Genomic DNA, 20,128 nt, shown 5'->3' with positions numbered 1-20,128 from the left:
TTTAATTTTTTTTTTGAAGATCAATGTAAGTGTAGCTTATGCCAATGTGATTAGCAGACATCGGCAAAATCTTTGACTACCCGTCATAAGGAGTCACTTCCATCCCTTGCAATGTGTAACCAACAGTCGCGATATCGCCTTCCCATACTTGGGTGGCTAATTTACCGGTAACCCAAACTGCATCGTATATGTTGTCTATCGGCACGCCACTTGAAAACTTCACATAAACTATTTGATTCGGTGGCGGGGGCGGAACATGTATACACGCCCCAAAGTACGGGACTAATAGGAATTCAGTGGTGGTATCACTGCCGCCTTCAAGTGGCACCACAAAGCCGGGTATTTTCACCACTTTGCCGTCTAATTCTTTGACCACAGGTGCACTCAAACTCTGTTGCTCCATTGAACCGTTATGATTGACCTCCTCTTGAGGTGCAATGTAGTTTTTTGGGATCATATCTTCCCAAAATAACTCTTCAGGTTCTTGGCTAAACGCTGCAAACGAACTTAACGTCAGCAATAACAGTAGATACTTCATAAACGCTCCTTAGGCGATATTCCAACGGGCATGTTAGCCCAACGTAATAAATTAACTCTGACTTCTTTGCCACTGGTAGGCTGCAAAGGAATATTTGACGCCAAAATTAAAGAACAAATCGCAAACCCTGCGCCAATATAAAATACCGATGAAGGAGAGGTTAACCATACGATACCCAATAATGCCGGGATCACAACAGCCGCGATATGATTGATAGTAAAACTGACGCCCGCGGTTGAAGCAATGTCCTTGTGGTCGGCAATTTTCTGGAAATAGGTTTTGACGGCAATTGCCATGGCAAAGAATAAGTGGTCGATGACGTATAACCCTGCAGCTAATTGGCTATTTTCTACCAAGGCATAACCAACAAACACACACAGCAAACCTAGATACTCAATACACAATGCCCGCTGCTCGCCGATTTTGTGGATCCAGCGACCAATTTTAGGGGCAAAAAACAAGTTAAATACATAGTTAAGCATATACAGTAGGCTGATATCCCCTACCGAATAACCAAACTTTTCTACCATCATAAACGAGGCAAACACCATGAAAATTTGCCGCCGAGCACCACTGAAAAACACTAAACCGTAATACAACCAATAGCGTCTGCGTAAAAACATATGCTTGTGTTGCACTGACGCTTGGTTGAACTTATCAAACGCGAACCATACCCAAATCACGATCAGTAACCCTACGCCTCCGGCAAGCGTGTACATGGTCACATAGGAAATACCAAGCCATTCCATCAGTAACCAAATAGCACCGTAGGCTAGCAATGACGCAAAACTCTTTACCGCAAGCTGTTGCCCCATAAAATGCGCGCTCTTGTCTTTATCTAGCCATTGTAATGTTAAAGATTGATTGATGGTTTCAAAATAATGAAAACCAATCGACATTAACACCGTGGTGCAATACAAGCCGAGTTCAAACGGCAACCAACCGGTTAATGCCACACCGACACACATCACCGCTAACGATACTAACGCAAAAGTTTGCTCTTTGAGCACCAACAGCACGAAGACAGCGGTGAAAGCTAAAAAGCCCGGCACTTCACGCAAGCTTTGCAGCATACCGATTTGCGCCCCATCAAAACTGGCTTTTTCAACCACAAAGTTGTTTAAAAGGGCATTCCATACGGAAAAAACCAGTGGCATAACAAACGCCATGGTTAAAAGAAAAAATTGCGGGTTGCCTGTTAGGGAGCGTAACGATTTCACGGTGTTCATTTAGCTAAAAAGGTTTGGAGAGTATCTCACAAGGAACCGAGAGTGGATAATAGAAAAGCCGACACAGAGTCGGCTTTTTTGGTGCAAAGTCATATTCTATCGAATATGAAAACTACCCTTCTGTTTTATAACGCTCAACACTGCTAACGATTTCAGCTTTAGCGGATTCAGCATCTTCCCAACCGTCGATTTTCACCCATTTACCAGGCTCTAAATCTTTGTAGTGTGAGAAGAAATGCTCAATTTGATTTAGCGTCAACTCATCAACGTCGCCGATGTCTTTAATGCCACGATAAATCGTTGATAATTTATCAACCGGTACAGCCAAAATTTTAGCGTCAGTACCTGATTCATCAGTCATTTTTAGTACGCCAACAGGGCGACATTTGATAACACAACCCGCTAAAAGTGGGAACGGTGTCATCACTAATACGTCAGCCGGATCACCATCTTCTGACAATGTTTGATTAATATAGCCGTAGTTAGTGGGGTAATGCATGCAGGTCGCCATGAAGCGGTCCACAAAAATAGCACCTGTGTCTTTATCCACTTCATATTTAATTGGATCTGAATGCGCAGGGATTTCAATCACTACATTAATTTCTTCTGGTAAGTTTTTACCAGCTGGAACATCGTTAAGACTCATAGACTTGACCTATAGATTGATGAAAATTGGCTCGAATTATAGGGTGTTCAACAACAATATGAAACGCCACAAAGGCAATAAAGCACGGCTTTTAGCTGCTATTCATAAAAAAAACTGCCAAAAGCACGATTAATTGTCGTCAAACCTGATTGACTGAGCCATTACATTTAGCCCGCAAAAGGAGCGTTTTTTATATCATCAAGCATGGTTCTGTAGTCACTGGTGGCCAAAAATTGTGTAACATCTTTTATCGGTAGTTGGCTGTCTGGATTACTGACCGCTAACAGGTGGGCAATACCAAAATCTTTAGCTGATTGTAAAATCGGTAAACTGTCATCAACAAATAACGTGTGCTCGCTATCAAATCCAACCCGCTGTTGAAGTTTCTGCCAAAGCAATTGAGATTCTTTAGTGACTCCAAATTCATGAGTCGAAATAAGCGTATCGATATGGCTATCAAGGGCGGTATGTTCAATTTTCAAGGACAAACTCCCTGGGTGGGCATTAGTGACTAAAATCACCTCACGCCCTGAATTCTTAAGGGCATCCAGGAATGGAATGGTGTCGTCACGCATACTGATTAGATGCTCAACTTCGCGTTTAGCTTGCATAATATCCAGCTGTAATTTGTCCGCCCAGTAATCTAAACAGTACCAATCGATGGTGCCAAACACTTGGCGATACTCTGCCATCATGTACTCTTTCCCTTGCTCCTCGCTAATACCTTTTATGCCAGCGTATTTCTTTGGCAAATGCTCTAACCAGAAGTGGCTGTCGTAGTGTAAATCGAGCAAGGTACCGTCCATATCCAGTAAAACGGTTTTAATTTTGTTCCAAGGTAAGTCAGGCAAGTGGCAAGTCCTTAAGTTAAACGTTATATTCGTAGTTACAGTAGTTTACGCATCATTGATGGAATTAGTGAGGCTATGATAACGTGATAGGTAGATGAGCAAAATAGACCCCAACAAAACACTTCCACAAATTCACCAGCGACGTACCGTAGCCAAAAGCGGTTTATTCACCGTTGAGCAAATTGATCTAGAGTTTTCTAATGGCGAATTGCGCACATTCGAACGCATGGTCGGCGGTGGGCGTGGTGCCGTAATGATTGTACCTTTTATCAATGAGCATGAGTTTCTATTAGTCCGCGAATATGCTGCAGGCACGCACTCTTATCAGTTGGGCTTTCCTAAAGGCTTAATTGACCCTGGTGAAGAGCCCAACGAAGCAGCCAACCGTGAACTTAAAGAAGAAGTCGGTTTCGGTGCACATACGCTACATTACCTACAGAACGTCAGTATGGCCCCTGCATTTTTTAACGCGCGTATGGATATTTTCGTTGCTCAAGATTTGTATGAAAGAACCTTACCTGGCGATGAACCAGAGCCTTTAGACGTCATTACGTGGTCCATTAACGACCTCGATGGCCTATTAGCCCGTGAAGATTTCGTTGAAGCCCGCTGTATTACAGCTCTTTTTCTGGCCCAAAAGTGGTTAAAGGAACAATAATGTCTACCGACCAAATATCTGCATTACTCGACATCGCTAAAACCGCAGCCAAAGAAGCTGGCAAAGTGGTAATGGAAATCTATGACAGTGGTGACTTTAAAAGCTATCAGAAAGACGATGACTCACCAGTCACCTCTGCTGACTATAAGGCAAATGAAGTTATTTTAGCCATTTTGCAGCGCGAGACACCGCATATTCCTATCATGTCAGAAGAATCAGAGAACGGTACACTAGCCGAGCGCAAAGATTGGCAACGTTACTGGTTAATTGATCCTATCGACGGTACCCAAGAGTTTATTGCCAGAAGCGGTGATTTTGCTGTGAATATCGCGCTAGTAGAAAACAACCAACCCATCATTGGCGTGATTTATTGGCCTCCGGGGGAGACGCTTTATTTTGCATCAAAAGATAATGGGGCTTTTAAAGAGAGCGAATCAGAGAACAAGCAGATATTTGTGCGAAAATTCGTTGATCCCGAAAACGATGCCGTGATGATTGCTATAAGCCGCCGCCAAGCGCGGGAAAATGTTATGCGCAGCATGAGTGACCACCGTACTTATCAAACCTATCCTACGGGCAGTTGCTCGCTAAAATCGTGCTTTATCGCAGAAGGTAAAGCAGATGTATTCTTGCGCTTAGGCATTACTGGCGAGTGGGACACCGGCGCTTCACAGTGTATCGTCAGCGAAGCAGGAGGCAGTATACTGGCCCACGACTTTTCTTCCTTAAGTTACAACGAACGCGATTCTGTTACCAACCCAGACTTTATTGTCATGGGCGATCAACGAGTAAATTGGCAAACCATAGTGAAATACACCACAGGAGATACCGAATGACCCTTAGTAAAAATGCCACGTTTCTGAAACTGGTCGCTTTTTCCAGCCTACTCGTATGTGCTAGTGCTTCTGCCGATTGGCAGCTTCTTAATAAAGATTCTCAGTTAAATTTCATTTCCACCAAGAATATTAAAGTCAGTGAAATTCATCATTTTTCCAATCTGAGCGGCTCACTAACCAGTGCAGGTGAATTATCGGTTGATATCGATTTAGCATCAGTAGAAACCGGCATTGATATTCGTAACTCGCGTATGCGCGAAAAGCTGTTCATGGTCGAGAACTTTCCTAAAGCAATGCTAACCGCTAGCCTGCCAAAAGAAATCGTCGCGTTTACTAAAGGCCAAGCCGGCACCTTCACCATCCCCGCTAAGTTGAGTGTACTAGGGCAACACAAGGACATTGAAGTAAAAGTGCAAGTAACTAAAACCGATCACAACCGCTTTGTTGCGACCAGCGTGCAACCTGTCATGATTAGCGCAGGGGATTACGGCTTACAAGAAGGTATTGATTGGCTACAAAATGTGGCGGGCCTGTCCAGCATAAGCCCTAATGTGCCGGTCACATTCAACTTAACTTTTATCGAATTGATGTAGTTAATGAAAGCAATGAAAAACGCTTATTCTGTTTCCTCATCGATCAGCCCCAGCTGATCTTTGGGGATAATATTCACTGTTTCATGCAACTCTGAGTAGACCAGCAACGCCTCACCAGACGATAGCTGAGCCCGCACCTGTTCAACCTTATCCGTTAAGCTACAATCGGCTTCACCGTACTCAGTGCCTTCTCGCAGCACAAAACCCTCAATCAGACTGCTTAACGCATCTGGGCTGACTTCATTAATGGGTATAATCATAAAACAATTTCGCTTTGCACTTAATCGCGCAAAATCTCCTGAAAGTATTGATTAACACGCTTTTGCATCCAAATAACTGGGCGCCACGGCGTACCTTGCATGAACCCTACATGGCCCCCATTGTCACTCAATTCAAGGCGTACCGAAGGCGAAAGGTCCTGCTCAGTAGGCAACACGGTCTCGCTCATAAAGGGATCATCTTTAGCGTGTATGATCAGTGTGGGTGTCGCGATGGTTTGCATAAAATTGATCGCACTGCATTTTTCGTAGTAATCATCAGCACTCTCAAAACCGTGTAATGGCGCGGTAACATGTTGGTCGAACTCTTTAAAGCTCTTGATGCTACGTGCCTTTACATCATCTATTTCTAGGTGGTCCGAGTAATCCACCGTACGCATTTTATCGACAAGGTTATTAACCATACTTTTCAGTAAATACGACTGATACATGCGGGACATACCCTGATTGATACTGAGTGAACACTCCGCCAATTTAAATGGCGGCGAAATAGCGATGCCAGCGCGTAGAATGGTTTGCTGTGGCCGTTCACCTAACAATTTCAGCAGCATATTCGCACCGAGCGAAAAGCCCATTGCCACTTTCGAAACGTTCGGGTAAAGCTCAGTAAGCCAATTCAGCAAATACCATGCATCTTGTGTCTCGCCAGAATGATAGGCTCTGGGTAAGGTATTGTGCTCGCCGCCGCAACCACGGAAATGCATCAATACCACCACATAACCTTGTCCAACTAAGTTCGCCGTCATGTCATTCGCATAATGGGATTTGTTCGAGCCCTCTAAACCATGAAAAACCACCACTAAACCTGTGCTGCTATCGATGTTACTTCTATCGCCTGCCCAGGCTAAATTCACGAAATCGCCATCAGGTAAAATCAAGCGCTCTTTATACCAATGAATCTTTAATCGTAGCTGAAAAAAACGTGGCCAAATAGTTTGAATATGACGATTCTTCGCCCACCAAGGCGCCGTGAATGCGCTTTTTGCAATTTCCCCATGAGAGGGTTTTAATTCATCCGATTCAAGGTTTACTGGTGAATATAACGAAGAGGCAGGTTGAGGCATTGAGGCTTGTATGCATTCCAGTTTGCAAGGGCTAATGAACTTAGTATATCAATTCGTTTGTCATAAGTAAGTAGCTGTCGGGCATGCCCTCTCCTAGCGCTTACTTTTTTAATGAATCGATTAAATATCTCGCCAAAAGTTCTAATTTTTGCCTTCATAAAAAACGCCTCAGAAGAGGCGTTTTTTGTAACTAACTAGCTTTTAAAAAATATAATTTACTGCGAATCTCAAGAGGTTCGCATCGCTATTTTCGTATAAATCGTCAGTGTACCTAGTCACTTCCGCTTTAAGAGCCACATTAGTCGCATAGTCATAACGAAGGCCTAATGTTACAGCTTGTTCATCATCATCAAACGCGGCCTGAACACCAATGACTTGTGCTTGAAGTGCCGCCGGTAGCTGACTTATTTGGTCCGTAAATTTAACCCCATCATCACTTTCTTTTACTTCATAAGTGATTGACGGAGTGAATTTACCTATTCTTAAACCAGCGGTTAAGAAGTATGCAATATCTTCTTTAATATATGACTTTTCAGTATCAACGCTAGTTATTTCACCGCTAACAAACCAATCAAATGTATCGTATTCGAGCCCTAAGCCCAAGAAAACTCCCGTGTCATCAACAGCTTCTAAATCGTTGTAAAGCTTTGTAGGTAGCACTTGCTCAAATGCAGCAAAAGCGCCTTCTAAGCCAAACACATCAATGGAGGTTTTAGCCCGCCCATACACTGCCCTAACTTTGAAAAATTCATAAGCAGCCTCCGCAGTTAAAGCGACAGTATCGCGTCCTTCAATTTTATATACGTCAGTAGTGTTTTCATAAGTACCTGCTGCCAACTGGATATTATACTCCCAGTCACCAGCATAATTACTGTAATCAACGCGTAAACCATCCAAGTTGTTAAAAGTAACGTCATAAACCGATTGAGGTGGTGAAATCCAATGGTAAGAGTAACCAACATCTAGAGAAGACGAGTAACGAAAGAGTGGTATACGTAAACGTCCCGCAGAAATAGATACGTTATCAGTTGCCTGATAAGTAATGTAAGCCCATTCAAATTCAGGATCATAGTCTTCAGACCCACGGGCCACTATTTGACCCGTTGCGGTCATTTTGTCGTTGATATCACCACTTAACTGAATCGCAAATAAGCTATCTTCGCTAAAAGAGATTTTATCATCGTAACCATATAAGGTGTCGTCGCTGCTGGTAATCCCGCCGACTAAGTTCGCGAAACCGTTAATTCTTAATTCTGCATTTGCGGCACAACCAAATCCCAAAGATGTTAGCAATACTATTGTTTTACTCAAATTTTTCATAATGGAATCCTTGTAATTAGTTCAGTGGGATTGTTTTTACAGAGGCATCAGCAGCGCCACTGTCGACGTATCCGATAGCATCCGCGTTTGACGAAACAATAGCGATTACAGCAGCGTCATCTGCCACCTCTTTAGGAGGTATGCCCTTTCCAGTAAAGACCAACTTTGACCAATAAGCGGATACCTGAGCAGAGTTTCTACCTAGGGTGCCGTTGTCAAACGCATCGCGACTTGCAGTGCCTGCAACTTGGTTAATAGGAATGGCTTCCTTACCTGTAGAGAATTTCTTCTCTTTTCCAAGGAAAATTCGCTGAGCCGATTTTGCATCAATGCTAGCGCTATTAGATGGATGCACCACAATAACGACTTCAGCGAACACTGAAGCGCTACCAAACAATATGATTGCGGTTAGAGACAATTTTTTTAAAGTGTGTTTCAACATGATATTCACCATTAGTGGATTGTTACGAAGGTAAATTTTCGGAGCGGCTAAGGTATAGATTTTGTAACAAATATCTAGCCATCACAGGTATAGCTAACCGAACTTAGGTATAAACTTTCATCCCTTAACTATAAATCCCTGTTACAAAAAACATAGCACAAACCGGTAAATAAATAACACTTAAAAATGAAAATATATATCGCTGACAATACGTTAGGAGATCAAAGGTAGGATGAGATCGCAACAAAAAACGAGTTTTACGTCTTTAACTTCATAAGAATGTTTATAACCTAAACAAGCATCACTCAATAAGAGTATTTAAAACAGAGACCTGTGCTTACCGAGTTCAACCGCAGTAAGCACGATTTACCTTACACTGTTAACGTCACTTTATTTAGACCTTGTGGCGTATCTGGGTCACAACCCAATTGCAGGGAAATGTCAGCAATATCAAGATAAAAACGCTGCATGATCATCAATGCACCAAGCCTAGGGTGCACATCATCGGGAAATGGATTCATGTTCAGCACACTCGCCCCGCGCTGAGTTACGTCATCCATTTGTTGTTCATGGGCGGTTTGGGACTCATCGAGCAACCCTAAACTGAGCACTTTTAGAGGTTTTTGCGCCAGTGCCACAGGGCCGTGCACAAACTCCGCACTAGAAAACGCCTCAGCTTGAATTGCACAAACTTCTTTGAGTTTTAACGCCACTTCTTTGGCAATGGCATAACCAAAACCGCGTCCAAGTACAATGCATTTATCACAGTCTTTGAACATGTCAGCATGCAATTGCTTGGGCCCACTAACAGCAAGACTCAAAGCCCTAGGAATTTCGCTTACTGCGACCATCAGTTCTGAGTCTTTCTTACAATGCGCTACCAACTGTAGAAGAGCGCTTAAGCATGCCAAATAGCTTTTTGTGGCCGCCACTGCCACTTCTTGCTCAACCCGTAAAGGGAGTAGCTGGTCCACTAATTTAGCTAACGGAGAGGATTCATCATTCACTAAACCAATGCACAGCGCCCCAGCCTCTTTCGCCATTTGCATATGCTGAAGAATATCCGGGCTGCGCCCAGACTGAGAAATACCAATAACCAACGCGTTGTTAAGTTTGAGTTGTTTGTGAAACACAGTCACCACGGAAGGTGCGGCAGCCACCACGGGAATACCCAGCTCCACTTCAATCAGATATTTAGCAAATACCCCAGCATGGTCTGACGAACCTCGTGCCACTATGTACACTACGCTTGGGTTAAGTAGTTGTATTTTCTGAGCAATACGCTCACAACTTTCATGGTTTAGCATAAGTTGCTGAGCTAACAATTCAGAGGCTGATGCAGCTTCTCTTGCCATGATACTAGTCATTGGAATCTCCGGAAAATCGTTAAAAAAAAGGTGGCGAATAACGCCACCTTGTTAAATTACAAAATCTTAAAAAGTAAATATAAGCTCGCCGCCCTGCATCAGGTCACTGTGACTAATGGTATTCATATTGACAGGCTGACCATCAAGTGTGGCTTCTTTTACATAGTCACCAGCGTCTTCAGCAGAGTGCACACGTTTAATGGTGAAAGCTTTATCGTTTGGCAGTTGGATCTGCACTGAATCAAACTGCGGGGTGCCTAATACATACTGTCCATCGGCTGGGTTTAGTGGGTAAAATCCAAGTGCGCTAAAGACGTACCAGGCAGACATTTGCCCCACATCGTCATTACCCGATAACCCATCTGGGTTATCGCGATACATGGTCTCGCGGATCTCTTTTATGCGCTGTTCGCCTTTCCATTTTTGCGACGTCAGGGAATACATGTAAGGCACGTGATGCACCGGCTCATTACCGTGGGCATACTGTCCAATCAAGCCAGATATATCTGGTGATACATCTCCTTCCATAAATGAATCAGTACTAAATAACGTATCTAACTTATTTAAAAATGGCGCTTCGCCACCAAATAATTCTATTAAACCTTCAACATCGTGTGGGACAAACCAAGTGTACTGCCATGCATTCGCCTCGGTGTAATCCGTGGTGCGGTGGTCTACATGGGTTGGGCTGAAGTTTTTCACCCATTCTCCCTGCTGGGTTTTACCACGCATAAAGCCGGTTTGTTTATCAAACAAGGTTTTATAGGACTCAGCGCGTTGCGTGAAGTAGGCATAGTCGGCATCTTTATTAAGGGCTTTAGCCATACGGGCAATAGCCCAGTCATCAAAGGCATATTCTAGGGTTTTCGATACGGCTTCTACTTCTAAGTCAGAGGGTACATAACCATACTTGGCGAATAGATCGATACCAAAGCGCGCTTGCATCGCTGAGGCTTTCAACGCTTGAAATAGCAATTCAGGGTCTACATCAGTCAAACCTTTAAAGTATGCATCCACTATCACTGGTACTGCGTGATAGCCGATCATCACGTCAGTTTCATTGGCCATTAAATCCCACGAAGGCAATAAGCCAGTTTCTTCATAAAAGGCCACCATCGAGCTGACCATGTCATTGACGCGCTCACCATTAGAGATGGTCAATAACGGGTGTAATGCGCGAAACGTATCCCACAACGAGAACAAGGAGTAACGCTTGAATTGCTGACTATTGTGGGCGCTGCCATCGGCACCGAAATAACTACCATTAACGTCATTAAACGTTTGGGGCGCTAAAAACGAATGGTACAAAGCCGTATAGAACTTACGCTTAGCCTGCTCGTTATCATCAGTGACTTTAAACTTGCCTAATTGAGCCGCCCAAAGTGCTTGTGCTTGACGCTTGGTATTATCGAAATCAAAATCAGCGACCTCTGCCGCTAGGTTTTGCTTCGCTCCATCAATACTAACGTAAGAAATACCTACTTTTGCCACTAAAGCCTTGTCAGCAATGTCACCGAAGTTAAGCACTACTTCGCTTTTATCCGCGTTGATGAACGGGCCAGCTTGAGCTTCGCCTTCTTTGTAAAACTGGTGTGCAAAAGGTTGGTTGAACTGGGCAACAAAATACACAGGCTGGTAGTCACTCCAGCCGGTTGAAATGCGATAGCCCACTAAGGTGCTATCGTCGATTACACGCATAAAGGTAGCCACAGATTTATCGTAGTTCTGGGCATAGCCTAAATCGATTAATACTTTTGCGTCTTCTTGGCCTGAAAAGGTGTAACGATGAACACCGGTGCGTTCGGTCGCCGTAAGCTCGGCGTTAACCTGCTCTTGAGGTAACCCCACTTGGTAGTAGCCAGGTGAGGCACTTTCATCAGAATGTGAATACTCACTAACCACATGCTTTAGCTCATTATCACGACGGTTTTTGTAATCACCACGAAACGGCATCACTAGCACATCAAGCAAGTCACCGACACCAGTACCAGATAAATGCGTATGGCTAAAACCAAGTAACTGGTTGTCACTGTAGTTATAACCGGATGTCCAGTCCCAGCCTTTAGAAGGGTTATCAGGGCTTAGTTGCACCATACCAAAAGGCACCACTGCGCCGGGAAATGTATGGCCGTGGCCACCTGTGCCAATAAAAGGGTCTGCGTATTGTAATAACTGCTCGTCAGCGACCTGCATGATTGTGGCCTCAGAGACTGAGGCTTGTTGCGTGCTAGAAACTGAGCTTGTGGCACAACCAGCCAGCCCGCCCATAGCACATAGAGAGAATGCGCCCGCTAAAAATTGTTTTTTCATTATCTAAATCACTCTTTTACGTAAATTTTTACTCAATCGGGGAGTTTGTCTAACCAGTTCTTTTTCAAGATCAAGCTGGTCACAACAATGACGCCAAAGGCTGTCAACATCGACCACCACTGCTGAATCACTAAATAAATCGGCATCACAACTAGGCCTATTTGCCACACTATACCGACGGCAACATTGAACATGTCACGGTAAAACGCTCTGTTTGGGGCAAAGTCAGGATCCAAGGCGATGACCTTGTCACGAATTGGCCCCCATGCCCCCCAAGGTTTCACCGTTCGGTAAAACTCACATAACACCTCGTCTGATTCAGGGGGGGTCAGTAAGGTACCTGCTATCGAACCAACCAATCCGAATACCAGTAGCAGCGGAAATGCCATTAGGGGTTGCACATCGGGAAGTGCAATCGGTAACACCAGCGCGCCAATCAAACCTGCTAACATGCCCCAAAAATAACCGTAGGCATTGAATCGCCACCAGTGCCATTTAAGTAAGTTAGCCGACGCATACCCGCCAAATAAGGCGGCGAAAATCCATTGCATTATCGCATTGATGCTACCCAACATAAGGCCTAAGCCCATGCCTAATATCACTAATACAATAGACACGATGTAGCTCATACGTACATAGGTGCGGCTATCTGCATCTGGGCGTAAATAACGACGATAGATATCATTCACAAAGTATGCGGGGGCAGCATTGACCGACGCTGCATAAGTCGACATAAATGCCGCAAGCAAGCCAGCTATAAGCAAACCGGTTAAGCCTACAGGCACAAAATTATTAATGGCAAAGGGCAAGATCTGCTCAAAATCAAATTGCTTACCTTGGGCCTGAATGTCTGGGCCCATGTACACAATCGCCAAGATAGATAACCCTGCCACCATCATGTAACGAGGGAAAAACATCACCAAAGACACCAAGCCGCTCATTTTCGCAGCGTCTTTGGGGCTTTTGGTGGCTAAAATACGCTGCATGTCATAGTTCGGCACAGGGCCAGCCATGCTAGATAGCACACCTTTGAATAGCATCATCATGATCATGAGTCCGAACAACTCAAGACCATCCTCTTCCACTTTAACATTGACGCTATCAATCAAGCCTTGCCAGTTAAGGTCCAAGCGCCAATTGAAAAATAGCTGATCCCAACCTTGAGGCGTGGCAGCAGCCAATTGCTCTGGTGACACCATATACATGGCAATGATCCCCACAGAAACAGCCGCAATTGTCATGATCACAAATTGCAAAATCTCGGTGAAGACTACGCTGTACATTCCTCCTTTGACCACGTAAATCGTGGTGAGCGAGAAGATAATCAATGCATAAATATCTGGGGATAATTCCCACGGGAAGAAAATCGCGGCAAACTTGCCTATGCCTTTAAAGGCGTACGCAATAAAGCCTATCGCACTGACCAAGGCAAATATCACTACTACCATTTGGCTCATTTCTGCGCCTTTGCCAGTGCCAAAGCGCGTTTCCATCCACTGGGCCCCTGTCATCACGTTTGAACGGCGTAACCATATGGACAAATAAATCATCAAAAATATTTGGTTGAATATCGGCCATATCCAAGGCAACCACGCGCTCTTCAAGCCGTAGACGAAGCACATAGACACCAACCACATGGTGCCCGCGATATCGAACATACCCGAGGCATTTGACACCCCAAGAGCCCACCAAGGAATGGTCTTGCCCCCTAAAAAGTAGGAGTCCATGTCACGGCTAGCGCGCCGTGAAATATACAAACCAACCATTAACACCAGCACTAAATAACCAATGATAACGAGTATATCTATCCAACTTAAAATCATTGCTATAACCCAGCTATGTTACGATGCTCATTACTTAATGAAGCAAAACTATCAAGTAGCGATTGCCAGCCTACCTTAGCCCCAAGCCGTTCAATTTCTTGCTGCTTCATGCCCGGTAGCGCAAGGTGAATCGAGACATCAATCCCGGGGATCAGATCAAAAAAGTTATCACTGAAATTGCTGACTTGCTCACCGACACTGACATACAACTGACGAACGAAAGTGTCGCTGCTGAATCTTAGCGTTAAACACTCAGGCGAAATAACCTGTTCGCACTGTATATCCGCAGGTTTCAGGGCCAAGTCTTTGTTGGCCACAAAAAAGTGACTATTTTGGCTAAGCACTCGGCCATCTTGATGTATTAAGCGCGCGACTAACACAGCGCCTCTTTGCTGGGCTTGGGAAACAAGTTCTGACACAGCAAGCGAAGCAAGCGATAAAGACGCATTACCCGGCACAAGCACATCTTGCTCATGTGAATACACCACCGAACCGTCGAAGTCATAAACTTGAATGTGCAATTGAGCGGAAAAAGGCTGTAAATCGTCAGAAACCAAGGTGACTTCAAGCTGATCATTCACTTGGTCAAGTACTAATAACTGTTGGCCAAAGCTGCGTTTAGCTTGATAATGCAGTGCCTTCCAGCGGCCGTAATAATCGATACCAGACCATGACGCAGCAGGCCAAGTGTCGTTTAATTGCCAGTACAGAGTTCCCATACAAAATGGCATGGCTTTGCGATGCGCCTCAAACGCCATTTTCAATCCAAGGGCTTGTTGAACTTGGCTTAAATACAATAATTGATCGAAGTCTTTCGGGGCATTGAACTCTTCATCCATATAGCTACGGATAAGCTTATTGCCACGTGGGTGCTTTTGATGAACCTGCATCACGGCTGATTCAAGTTCGCGATCTTCAGGCTGGGTAAACGCGTAGGTTGATTCAGCAATAGGAAACGACTGAAAACCGTATTCACTCATAAAGCGTGGTACGCGTTTTTTATATTCACTGAACGGCTCTTCACCGTGCCACACACCCCAGTAATGGTGATTAGCCTTATTATCTTCGTCGTTTTCCCAAAAACCGATGGGGGACGAACGCAAATAAAAACGCTGCGCATCAAAGGCGCTGATAACCTTGGGTAAGCAGTCATCGAACAAACGGATGTAATCCTGTTTCAGTCGCCCGTACAGCTCATCAGAGTAGCCAAACTTTTCAGCCCACTGCCATTTTTCGATGGCCATATCGACTTCGTTATTGCCACACCACATAGCGATACACGCGTGGTTACGCAAACGCTTAACGTTATATTCTGCTTCTTGTTTCACATTTGCCAAGAAGGCTTCATCTGCTGGGTACAAGGTGCACGCAAACATAAAGTCTTGCCAGATCAAAATGCCGTTGCGATCTGCCAATTCGTAAAACGTATCATCTTGATAAATGCCGCCCCCCCACACTCGCAACATATTCATGTTGCCTGCCACCACGGCATCAAACACTTGCTGGTGTCGCTGGGTATTAACTCGGTGAATGAAGCTGTCATCAGGAATATAGTTCGCGCCTTTCATAAAGACTGGGTGACCGTTTACTTTGAAATAGAATGACTCTCCCATCTCATCGGCTTGATTAACCACTTCTATTTCTCGCAACCCAACAGCTTGCTCGCGACGGGCTATAACTCGTTTATCCTTAACTAACTCAAAGCTAAAGTCATATAAAAACGCTTCCCCCAATCCATTAGGCCACCAGCGCTTAGGATCGTTAAGCGTAAAGTTTACCAACATGCTTTGCTCGCCCGCCTGGGCCGATAAATGCACATCTAAAATTTTATTCAACTGCGGAGCCTGTTCGCATTTAACAACCAACTGGGCATCAAAATCTGTCATCGCGCTAACATCTAAAGCGAAATGGAAGTCGGCTCGCTGTGCTGACAAAGTCTGCTGTACAAAATGTACGTCTTTAATTTCAGCGCTGTCGATAAACGCTAAATAAATATCGCGCCAAATACCAGACGTCACGAATTTTGGGCCCCAATCCCAACCAAAATGACAAGGTGCTTTGCGACAAAAGACACTCAACTTCTCGTCACTTTTGTCGTTTTCCGCTGGGTAGGTAAAACCGTTAGCTATAAATTGCGGATACACTTCATTCATGGGTGAGCGAAAACGAATTTCTACTTCATTTTCACCTTCTACCAGCAAAGACTTGCAAGCAAGATGTTGACCCACAAACATATTCTGCCCGCTGGCGAGGTGCTGCCCATTGATATAAATATCACAAAACGTATCAAGCCCTAGTGCAACTAGATTGACTTCACTGTGGGCCAATTGCGCTGCTGATACAATAAATGAACGGCGATAATTCCAGTCTTTTTTCTCAATCCACTGCAAATGGGATTCGTTGTCTCGGTCAAACGGATTGTCTATTAAATTATGTGCTAGAAGGTCAGTAAAGTTACACCCTGGAACCTCTGCATTTCGCCAGTCTTGCATATCAGCTTGGCAAAACTGCCATGTTCCATTTAGGGGTAATGTCTTCATTTGTGTCATATATTCTTCGTTAATCATAAAAACCAATAATGTAAAGTGGGCTATCGAATCGAGTGCGGGGCCGCCCAATGAGTCATCCCCACGATGAAGTTATTGCTTTGTAAAAAGCGCTGCTTGGTACGAGTCGAGTTAAGTGTCATTAACTCTTTGATATAACTGTCGAACGGGATTTTCATTTACCACCCCGTCGATAAGAGCAGACGAATAAGCGTGAAAAGAATAATGATAATTTTGTCCCAACTGCTGGCTTATAGACTGTGCTATTAATTTGGCGCTTGCAGGAGTAATACCGCCGCCAATCACTATTTCAATTTGCCCCTTAGCTAGAGCGATGTAACGTGCTAATTGCGCGCAATGCTGCTGCGCAGTGTCGTGACTTCCCCAGTCACAACCTGAGGTGAGAATGCGCTGCACGCCTAGCTCAATCAGGGTTTCAATGGCTTGAGCTGGTTCAGCCAAGGCATCAAATGCACGATGAAATGTCACCTGCAAATTAGCGTTATTAGCCACTGCGATTAATCGAGTTAACGCACCTATATCCAGCTTGTTATCTGGTGTGAGCGCGCCGAGCACCACCCCTTGCATTCCAGCTTGTGCAGCAAGGGCAATATCATGCTGCATTTGCAGTACTTCACCCTCGTCATAACAAAAATCCCCACCTCGTGGGCGGATCATTGCCAGCAAGGTTATCTCCTCTTGGGCGGTTGCCTTAGCTTGCTGCATGGCATTCACACTGGGCGTGAGTCCCTGGTGTTCCATATGGCTGCAAAGCTCTACCCGCGCCGCTTTTCCTTCACGAGCGGCGCGAATTTGCAGAGCGACGTTGGTAACGTCATCACAAGGTAGGCAAATTTCGATATCAATCATTAACGGATCGCCAATTGCCCTAAATACACATTCACATTTTCCTCGGCCGTACCTTCCCTAAACAACATACCGAGTTGGCCAACAGGTTCCTTAGCGAGCGCACTTAGTGATACTTCATAGGTGCGCCAATCTTGCTGACTGTCACTAGGTGTAATTGCGTTTAATGCGAACATGTGTCGCTTACCGTCAGCAGTTTCCACATACAATGAAAGAGCGCTGACGTCGCCTTTGAGCGTTAACGTCGCTGTATTGTTTTTGCCTAGCACAAAGTGAGTTTGGTACAAAGGAATGCGTGTTTTTTGCGTGCTAAGTGAGCCTGTGAATAACAAAGAGCTGCCACCAGAAAACACCTCTTCGAAATCATAGGCTACTGTCATTGACAGGTTGCCATACACCGCAAATTGCCAAGTAGGCAGCAGATCTTGTTTGCTCATGTCAGTCCAGCCACTTAACACCTGCTGGCCGTTCTCTATCAGCTTTTTACCTTGGCCGGTATTAAAATGCGTTTCGAACGGTAATGCATTCACAGTGGTTTTTGCCGGTACGTAAAGCCCTATGCCCGGCCAACCGTCAAGGTCATTATTAGCAAGGTTTAAATCGTCCCCCACAAACAAGCGTTGCTCTGTTTGGTAAAAACGTAGCGAGTCTTGGGGATCGTCTTTAAATTTGCTGAAAACAGGCGTGTGGGGTTCGCCACTGAAATTAAAATTGAAGTTCGGTGCGAATAGCGCAATAGAGGTAAGCCCTTGCTTGGTATCGCTATCAAACAAATCCTCTAACCACTGAGTCTTACTAAAAGCGCGCTGTGCATTGCGACTTGGCCATAAATCAGCACCAAAATACAAGTCGTAGCCAGAACGCCCCAGTTCTTGGGCGAGCGAAACAGAGCGCTCGACCATGGGTTTGTTCCACCAGTAATTCATAAACATGGCATCAGCACTGGATACACCCTGGTGTAAAAACGCTTGGTTTTTCTCATTCAACTGGTTTTGCCAACGCACCTCACCATTTTCCAGCATGGAGTCATACCAATGGATCTCCATTCCTTGGGGGGCAATAGCCGTTAAATACTGCATAAACGCCAACATTTTCTGGCCCAGTTTTGCCCCGCGACGATTGTCTTTCTGCCCTTCAACTAATTCATTTTCTGCATCTTTAATGGCAGTTAAGTTAGTTTCTTGGTTCATTAGCCAACCGTCAAAACCATAATATTGCGCGATGTCGACAAGTCTATGGGCCATAATAAATCGCCCTTGGACATCCTGTTTGAGCAAAGCTTCTGCGGTATCAGCACTACCGCCGTATTTAGCGATGGCTAAGAAAATCGAGCCGATAACCTTCACGCCGTTTCGATGGGCGGTGTCAACCCAAGGCCGAGCAGGTATTTGCACCACATGATCAGCCGTACCAGCAAACCAATTGAGTACATCGATTTGCGACCAGTGAGTAAAGTTATACAGATTAAATGTGGCTTGAGTATCCAGGTAATTCGCGAAGTTATTCATGCCGTCAGGTGCATAGAGCACCTTAACTCGCGTATCTAAGTTTGCTCTGCTGGGGTCTAACTGAGCAGCATGACGTCTGGCTAAAGGTTCTGTGGAGATATTCTGTGTGGAGCTAAATTCGCTTTGTGCAGTCCAGTTCAAGGCTTGCTTAAGAGTTAACGCAAATGGCGCTTGATTTGCACGAATATCGTTACTTTGTGCGTGGCAAAAAAAGGTGCTGCACAGCAATATACTACACAGAGTTTTGAGCATCATGCGCCTTCCCCTAATAGGTTTTTGCCATCGATAAGCTGCTCGCCACTGGCATCTTTAACCGCGTAATTAAAACCAGGCTGAATACAATAAGCACCGTACTCACCTGCTTTATTCAGGGCCAAGAAGCCTACTTGAAACTCAGCAAAATTATCCAAACGGGTGGCAATTCGCTCCACCGCTTTTTGACAGGCTTCTTGGGGTGAAGCGCCTTGACGCATCAGCTCAACCACAAGATGACAGCCCACGGTTTTCATCATCAGCTCACCCATGCCAGTGGCGGTGGCAGCACCGACTTCGTTATCCACGTATAAACCTGCACCAATGATGGGTGAGTCCCCCACCCGCCCTGGTAATTTAAACGCTGCGCCACTTGTGGTGCAGGCTCCGCTCAAGTTACCTGATGCATCCAGCGCTAACATGCCAATGGTGTCGTGATTTTCAATGTTGATTTGCTTCTTCTGCTGGCCCGAATGACGCCACGCCAACCAATCTTGCTTAGACTGTTCGGTAAGTAAATTTTGCTGAGCAAAACCTTGCTCTAAAGCGAATTTTTTAGCACCCGCGCCCACTAACATTACGTGGGGCGTATCTTCCATTACTTTGCGCGCAACCGAGATGGGATGCAGAATGTCTTGCAGGTAAGCCACCGAGCCACAGTTCATGTTTTCGTCCATGATGCAGGCGTCAAGCGTTACATTACCCTCACTGTCTGGGTATCCGCCCAAACCAACCGTTCTAACCAGAGGATCGGCTTCCGGCACACGCACTCCTTGCTCAACAGCATCCAATGCGCGACCATTTTTTTTGAGTACATCCCATGCCGCTTTATTTGCGGCGAGTCCATGTTCCCAGGTGGATATCACTACGGGTTTATTGATTTTTTGTGCTCTAGCGAAAGCAGTTTTACTGCTCGCGGCAAAAGCACTCGCGATACTGCTTAGCAATGATAATTTTAAGAACCCTCTGCGCGTGGCTGTCATAATCTATCCTCTTTGAG

The 20,128-nt window shown here is 45.0% G+C and carries 18 protein-coding genes; 3 read left to right on the top strand and 15 right to left on the bottom strand.

From position 1 onward, the window contains the following. Nucleotides 1–76: 76 nt before the first annotated feature. From GMES_RS14875 to yrfG, 4 genes are all read right to left on the bottom strand, one after another. Nucleotides 77–538, bottom strand: coding sequence for a DUF3299 domain-containing protein (locus GMES_RS14875; protein ID WP_006993559.1), 462 nt, complete (start codon nucleotides 536–538; stop codon nucleotides 77–79). After that, nucleotides 535–1,767: an MFS transporter gene (locus GMES_RS14870; RefSeq protein WP_226990312.1), complete on the bottom strand. Its 1,233-nt coding sequence runs from the start codon at nucleotides 1,765–1,767 to the stop codon at nucleotides 535–537. The genes GMES_RS14875 and GMES_RS14870 overlap by 4 nt, the downstream gene beginning before the upstream one ends. Nucleotides 1,768–1,879: 112 nt before the next feature. Beyond that, nucleotides 1,880–2,413, bottom strand: a complete 534-nt coding sequence (gene ppa, locus GMES_RS14865; RefSeq protein ID WP_006993557.1) for an inorganic diphosphatase — start codon at nucleotides 2,411–2,413, stop codon at nucleotides 1,880–1,882. Nucleotides 2,414–2,580: 167 nt separating this feature from the next. Beyond that, a complete protein-coding gene (yrfG, locus tag GMES_RS14860) occupies nucleotides 2,581–3,264 on the bottom strand; it encodes a GMP/IMP nucleotidase (RefSeq protein WP_006993555.1) in 684 nt (227 codons plus the stop codon). Between the two features lie 94 nt (nucleotides 3,265–3,358). On the opposite strand from yrfG, the gene nudE reads away from it, so the two are divergent. From nudE to GMES_RS14845, 3 genes are read left to right on the top strand one after another with little or no spacing between them, the layout of a single operon-like run. After that, the gene (nudE, locus tag GMES_RS14855) at nucleotides 3,359–3,922 is read left to right on the top strand and encodes an ADP compounds hydrolase NudE (RefSeq protein WP_006993554.1); all 564 of its coding nucleotides are present in this window, start codon (nucleotides 3,359–3,361) and stop codon (nucleotides 3,920–3,922) included. Continuing rightward, nucleotides 3,922–4,758, top strand: a complete 837-nt coding sequence (cysQ, locus tag GMES_RS14850) for a 3'(2'),5'-bisphosphate nucleotidase CysQ (protein ID WP_006993553.1) — start codon at nucleotides 3,922–3,924, stop codon at nucleotides 4,756–4,758. The genes nudE and cysQ overlap by 1 nt, the downstream gene beginning before the upstream one ends. Next, nucleotides 4,755–5,351, top strand: a complete 597-nt coding sequence (locus GMES_RS14845; RefSeq protein ID WP_006993552.1) for a YceI family protein — start codon at nucleotides 4,755–4,757, stop codon at nucleotides 5,349–5,351. Before cysQ ends, GMES_RS14845 begins: the two co-directional genes overlap by 4 nt. Nucleotides 5,352–5,374: 23 nt before the next feature. Here GMES_RS14845 and GMES_RS14840 read toward each other — a convergent pair whose 3' ends face one another. The 11 genes from GMES_RS14840 to GMES_RS14790 all read right to left on the bottom strand — a co-directional run bounded on the left by GMES_RS14840 (nucleotide 5,375) and on the right by GMES_RS14790 (nucleotide 20,111). Then, nucleotides 5,375–5,611: a YheU family protein gene (locus GMES_RS14840; protein WP_006993551.1), complete on the bottom strand. Its 237-nt coding sequence runs from the start codon at nucleotides 5,609–5,611 to the stop codon at nucleotides 5,375–5,377. A 20-nt stretch (nucleotides 5,612–5,631) separates the two neighbouring features. After that, nucleotides 5,632–6,693, bottom strand: a complete 1,062-nt coding sequence (locus tag GMES_RS14835) for a hydrolase (RefSeq protein ID WP_006993550.1) — start codon at nucleotides 6,691–6,693, stop codon at nucleotides 5,632–5,634. Nucleotides 6,694–6,894: 201 nt separating this feature from the next. After that, a complete protein-coding gene (locus tag GMES_RS14830) occupies nucleotides 6,895–8,013 on the bottom strand; it encodes a porin (RefSeq protein ID WP_006993549.1) in 1,119 nt (372 codons plus the stop codon). Between the two features lie 16 nt (nucleotides 8,014–8,029). Then, nucleotides 8,030–8,455, bottom strand: a complete 426-nt coding sequence (locus GMES_RS14825) for a type 2 periplasmic-binding domain-containing protein (RefSeq protein ID WP_006993548.1) — start codon at nucleotides 8,453–8,455, stop codon at nucleotides 8,030–8,032. A gap of 371 nt (nucleotides 8,456–8,826) precedes the next feature. Continuing rightward, nucleotides 8,827–9,822, bottom strand: coding sequence for a glucosamine-6-phosphate deaminase NagB-II (gene nagB-II / locus GMES_RS14820; protein ID WP_039987535.1), 996 nt, complete (start codon nucleotides 9,820–9,822; stop codon nucleotides 8,827–8,829). Nucleotides 9,823–9,888: 66 nt separating this feature from the next. Beyond that, nucleotides 9,889–12,132: a GH92 family glycosyl hydrolase gene (locus tag GMES_RS14815; RefSeq protein WP_006993546.1), complete on the bottom strand. Its 2,244-nt coding sequence runs from the start codon at nucleotides 12,130–12,132 to the stop codon at nucleotides 9,889–9,891. Between the two features lie 32 nt (nucleotides 12,133–12,164). Continuing rightward, nucleotides 12,165–13,955 carry a sodium:solute symporter family protein gene (locus GMES_RS14810; protein ID WP_006993545.1) on the bottom strand — a complete coding sequence of 597 codons (1,791 nt, stop codon included), beginning with the start codon at nucleotides 13,953–13,955 and terminating at the stop codon, nucleotides 12,165–12,167. Between the two features lie 2 nt (nucleotides 13,956–13,957). Continuing rightward, nucleotides 13,958–16,522, bottom strand: coding sequence for a beta-mannosidase (locus GMES_RS14805; RefSeq protein WP_006993544.1), 2,565 nt, complete (start codon nucleotides 16,520–16,522; stop codon nucleotides 13,958–13,960). Between the two features lie 111 nt (nucleotides 16,523–16,633). Next, the gene (locus GMES_RS14800; protein WP_006993542.1) at nucleotides 16,634–17,371 is read right to left on the bottom strand and encodes a copper homeostasis protein CutC; all 738 of its coding nucleotides are present in this window, start codon (nucleotides 17,369–17,371) and stop codon (nucleotides 16,634–16,636) included. After that, nucleotides 17,371–19,128, bottom strand: coding sequence for an endo-beta-N-acetylglucosaminidase (locus GMES_RS14795; protein WP_006993541.1), 1,758 nt, complete (start codon nucleotides 19,126–19,128; stop codon nucleotides 17,371–17,373). Before GMES_RS14795 ends, GMES_RS14800 begins: the two co-directional genes overlap by 1 nt. Then, a complete protein-coding gene (locus tag GMES_RS14790) occupies nucleotides 19,128–20,111 on the bottom strand; it encodes a glycosylasparaginase (protein ID WP_006993540.1) in 984 nt (327 codons plus the stop codon). Before GMES_RS14790 ends, GMES_RS14795 begins: the two co-directional genes overlap by 1 nt. Nucleotides 20,112–20,128 lie beyond the last annotated feature (17 nt).

Source organism: Paraglaciecola mesophila KMM 241 (assembly GCF_000315015.1).
Lineage (GTDB): Bacteria > Pseudomonadota > Gammaproteobacteria > Enterobacterales > Alteromonadaceae > Paraglaciecola > Paraglaciecola mesophila.
This window is presented reverse-complemented; position numbering and strand designations above follow the sequence as displayed.

What these genes read in the sequence shown, in the direction of transcription:
- GMES_RS14875 (WP_006993559.1), bottom strand. Translation starts at nt 538, where the DNA reads ATGAAGTATCTACTGTTATTGCTGACGTTAAGTTCGTTTGCAGCGTTT.
- GMES_RS14870 (WP_226990312.1), bottom strand. Translation starts at nt 1,767, where the DNA reads ATGAACACCGTGAAATCGTTACGCTCCCTAACAGGCAACCCGCAATTT.
- ppa (WP_006993557.1), bottom strand. Translation starts at nt 2,413, where the DNA reads ATGAGTCTTAACGATGTTCCAGCTGGTAAAAACTTACCAGAAGAAATT.
- nudE (WP_006993554.1), top strand. Translation starts at nt 3,359, where the DNA reads ATGAGCAAAATAGACCCCAACAAAACACTTCCACAAATTCACCAGCGA.
- cysQ (WP_006993553.1), top strand. Translation starts at nt 3,922, where the DNA reads ATGTCTACCGACCAAATATCTGCATTACTCGACATCGCTAAAACCGCA.
- GMES_RS14845 (WP_006993552.1), top strand. Translation starts at nt 4,755, where the DNA reads ATGACCCTTAGTAAAAATGCCACGTTTCTGAAACTGGTCGCTTTTTCC.
- GMES_RS14840 (WP_006993551.1), bottom strand. Translation starts at nt 5,611, where the DNA reads ATGATTATACCCATTAATGAAGTCAGCCCAGATGCGTTAAGCAGTCTG.
- GMES_RS14835 (WP_006993550.1), bottom strand. Translation starts at nt 6,693, where the DNA reads ATGCCTCAACCTGCCTCTTCGTTATATTCACCAGTAAACCTTGAATCG.
- GMES_RS14830 (WP_006993549.1), bottom strand. Translation starts at nt 8,013, where the DNA reads ATGAAAAATTTGAGTAAAACAATAGTATTGCTAACATCTTTGGGATTT.
- GMES_RS14825 (WP_006993548.1), bottom strand. Translation starts at nt 8,455, where the DNA reads ATGTTGAAACACACTTTAAAAAAATTGTCTCTAACCGCAATCATATTG.
- nagB-II (WP_039987535.1), bottom strand. Translation starts at nt 9,822, where the DNA reads ATGACTAGTATCATGGCAAGAGAAGCTGCATCAGCCTCTGAATTGTTA.
- GMES_RS14815 (WP_006993546.1), bottom strand. Translation starts at nt 12,132, where the DNA reads ATGAAAAAACAATTTTTAGCGGGCGCATTCTCTCTATGTGCTATGGGC.
- GMES_RS14810 (WP_006993545.1), bottom strand. Translation starts at nt 13,955, where the DNA reads ATGATTTTAAGTTGGATAGATATACTCGTTATCATTGGTTATTTAGTG.
- GMES_RS14805 (WP_006993544.1), bottom strand. Translation starts at nt 16,522, where the DNA reads ATGATTAACGAAGAATATATGACACAAATGAAGACATTACCCCTAAAT.
- GMES_RS14800 (WP_006993542.1), bottom strand. Translation starts at nt 17,371, where the DNA reads ATGATTGATATCGAAATTTGCCTACCTTGTGATGACGTTACCAACGTC.
- GMES_RS14795 (WP_006993541.1), bottom strand. Translation starts at nt 19,128, where the DNA reads ATGCTCAAAACTCTGTGTAGTATATTGCTGTGCAGCACCTTTTTTTGC.
- GMES_RS14790 (WP_006993540.1), bottom strand. Translation starts at nt 20,111, where the DNA reads ATGACAGCCACGCGCAGAGGGTTCTTAAAATTATCATTGCTAAGCAGT.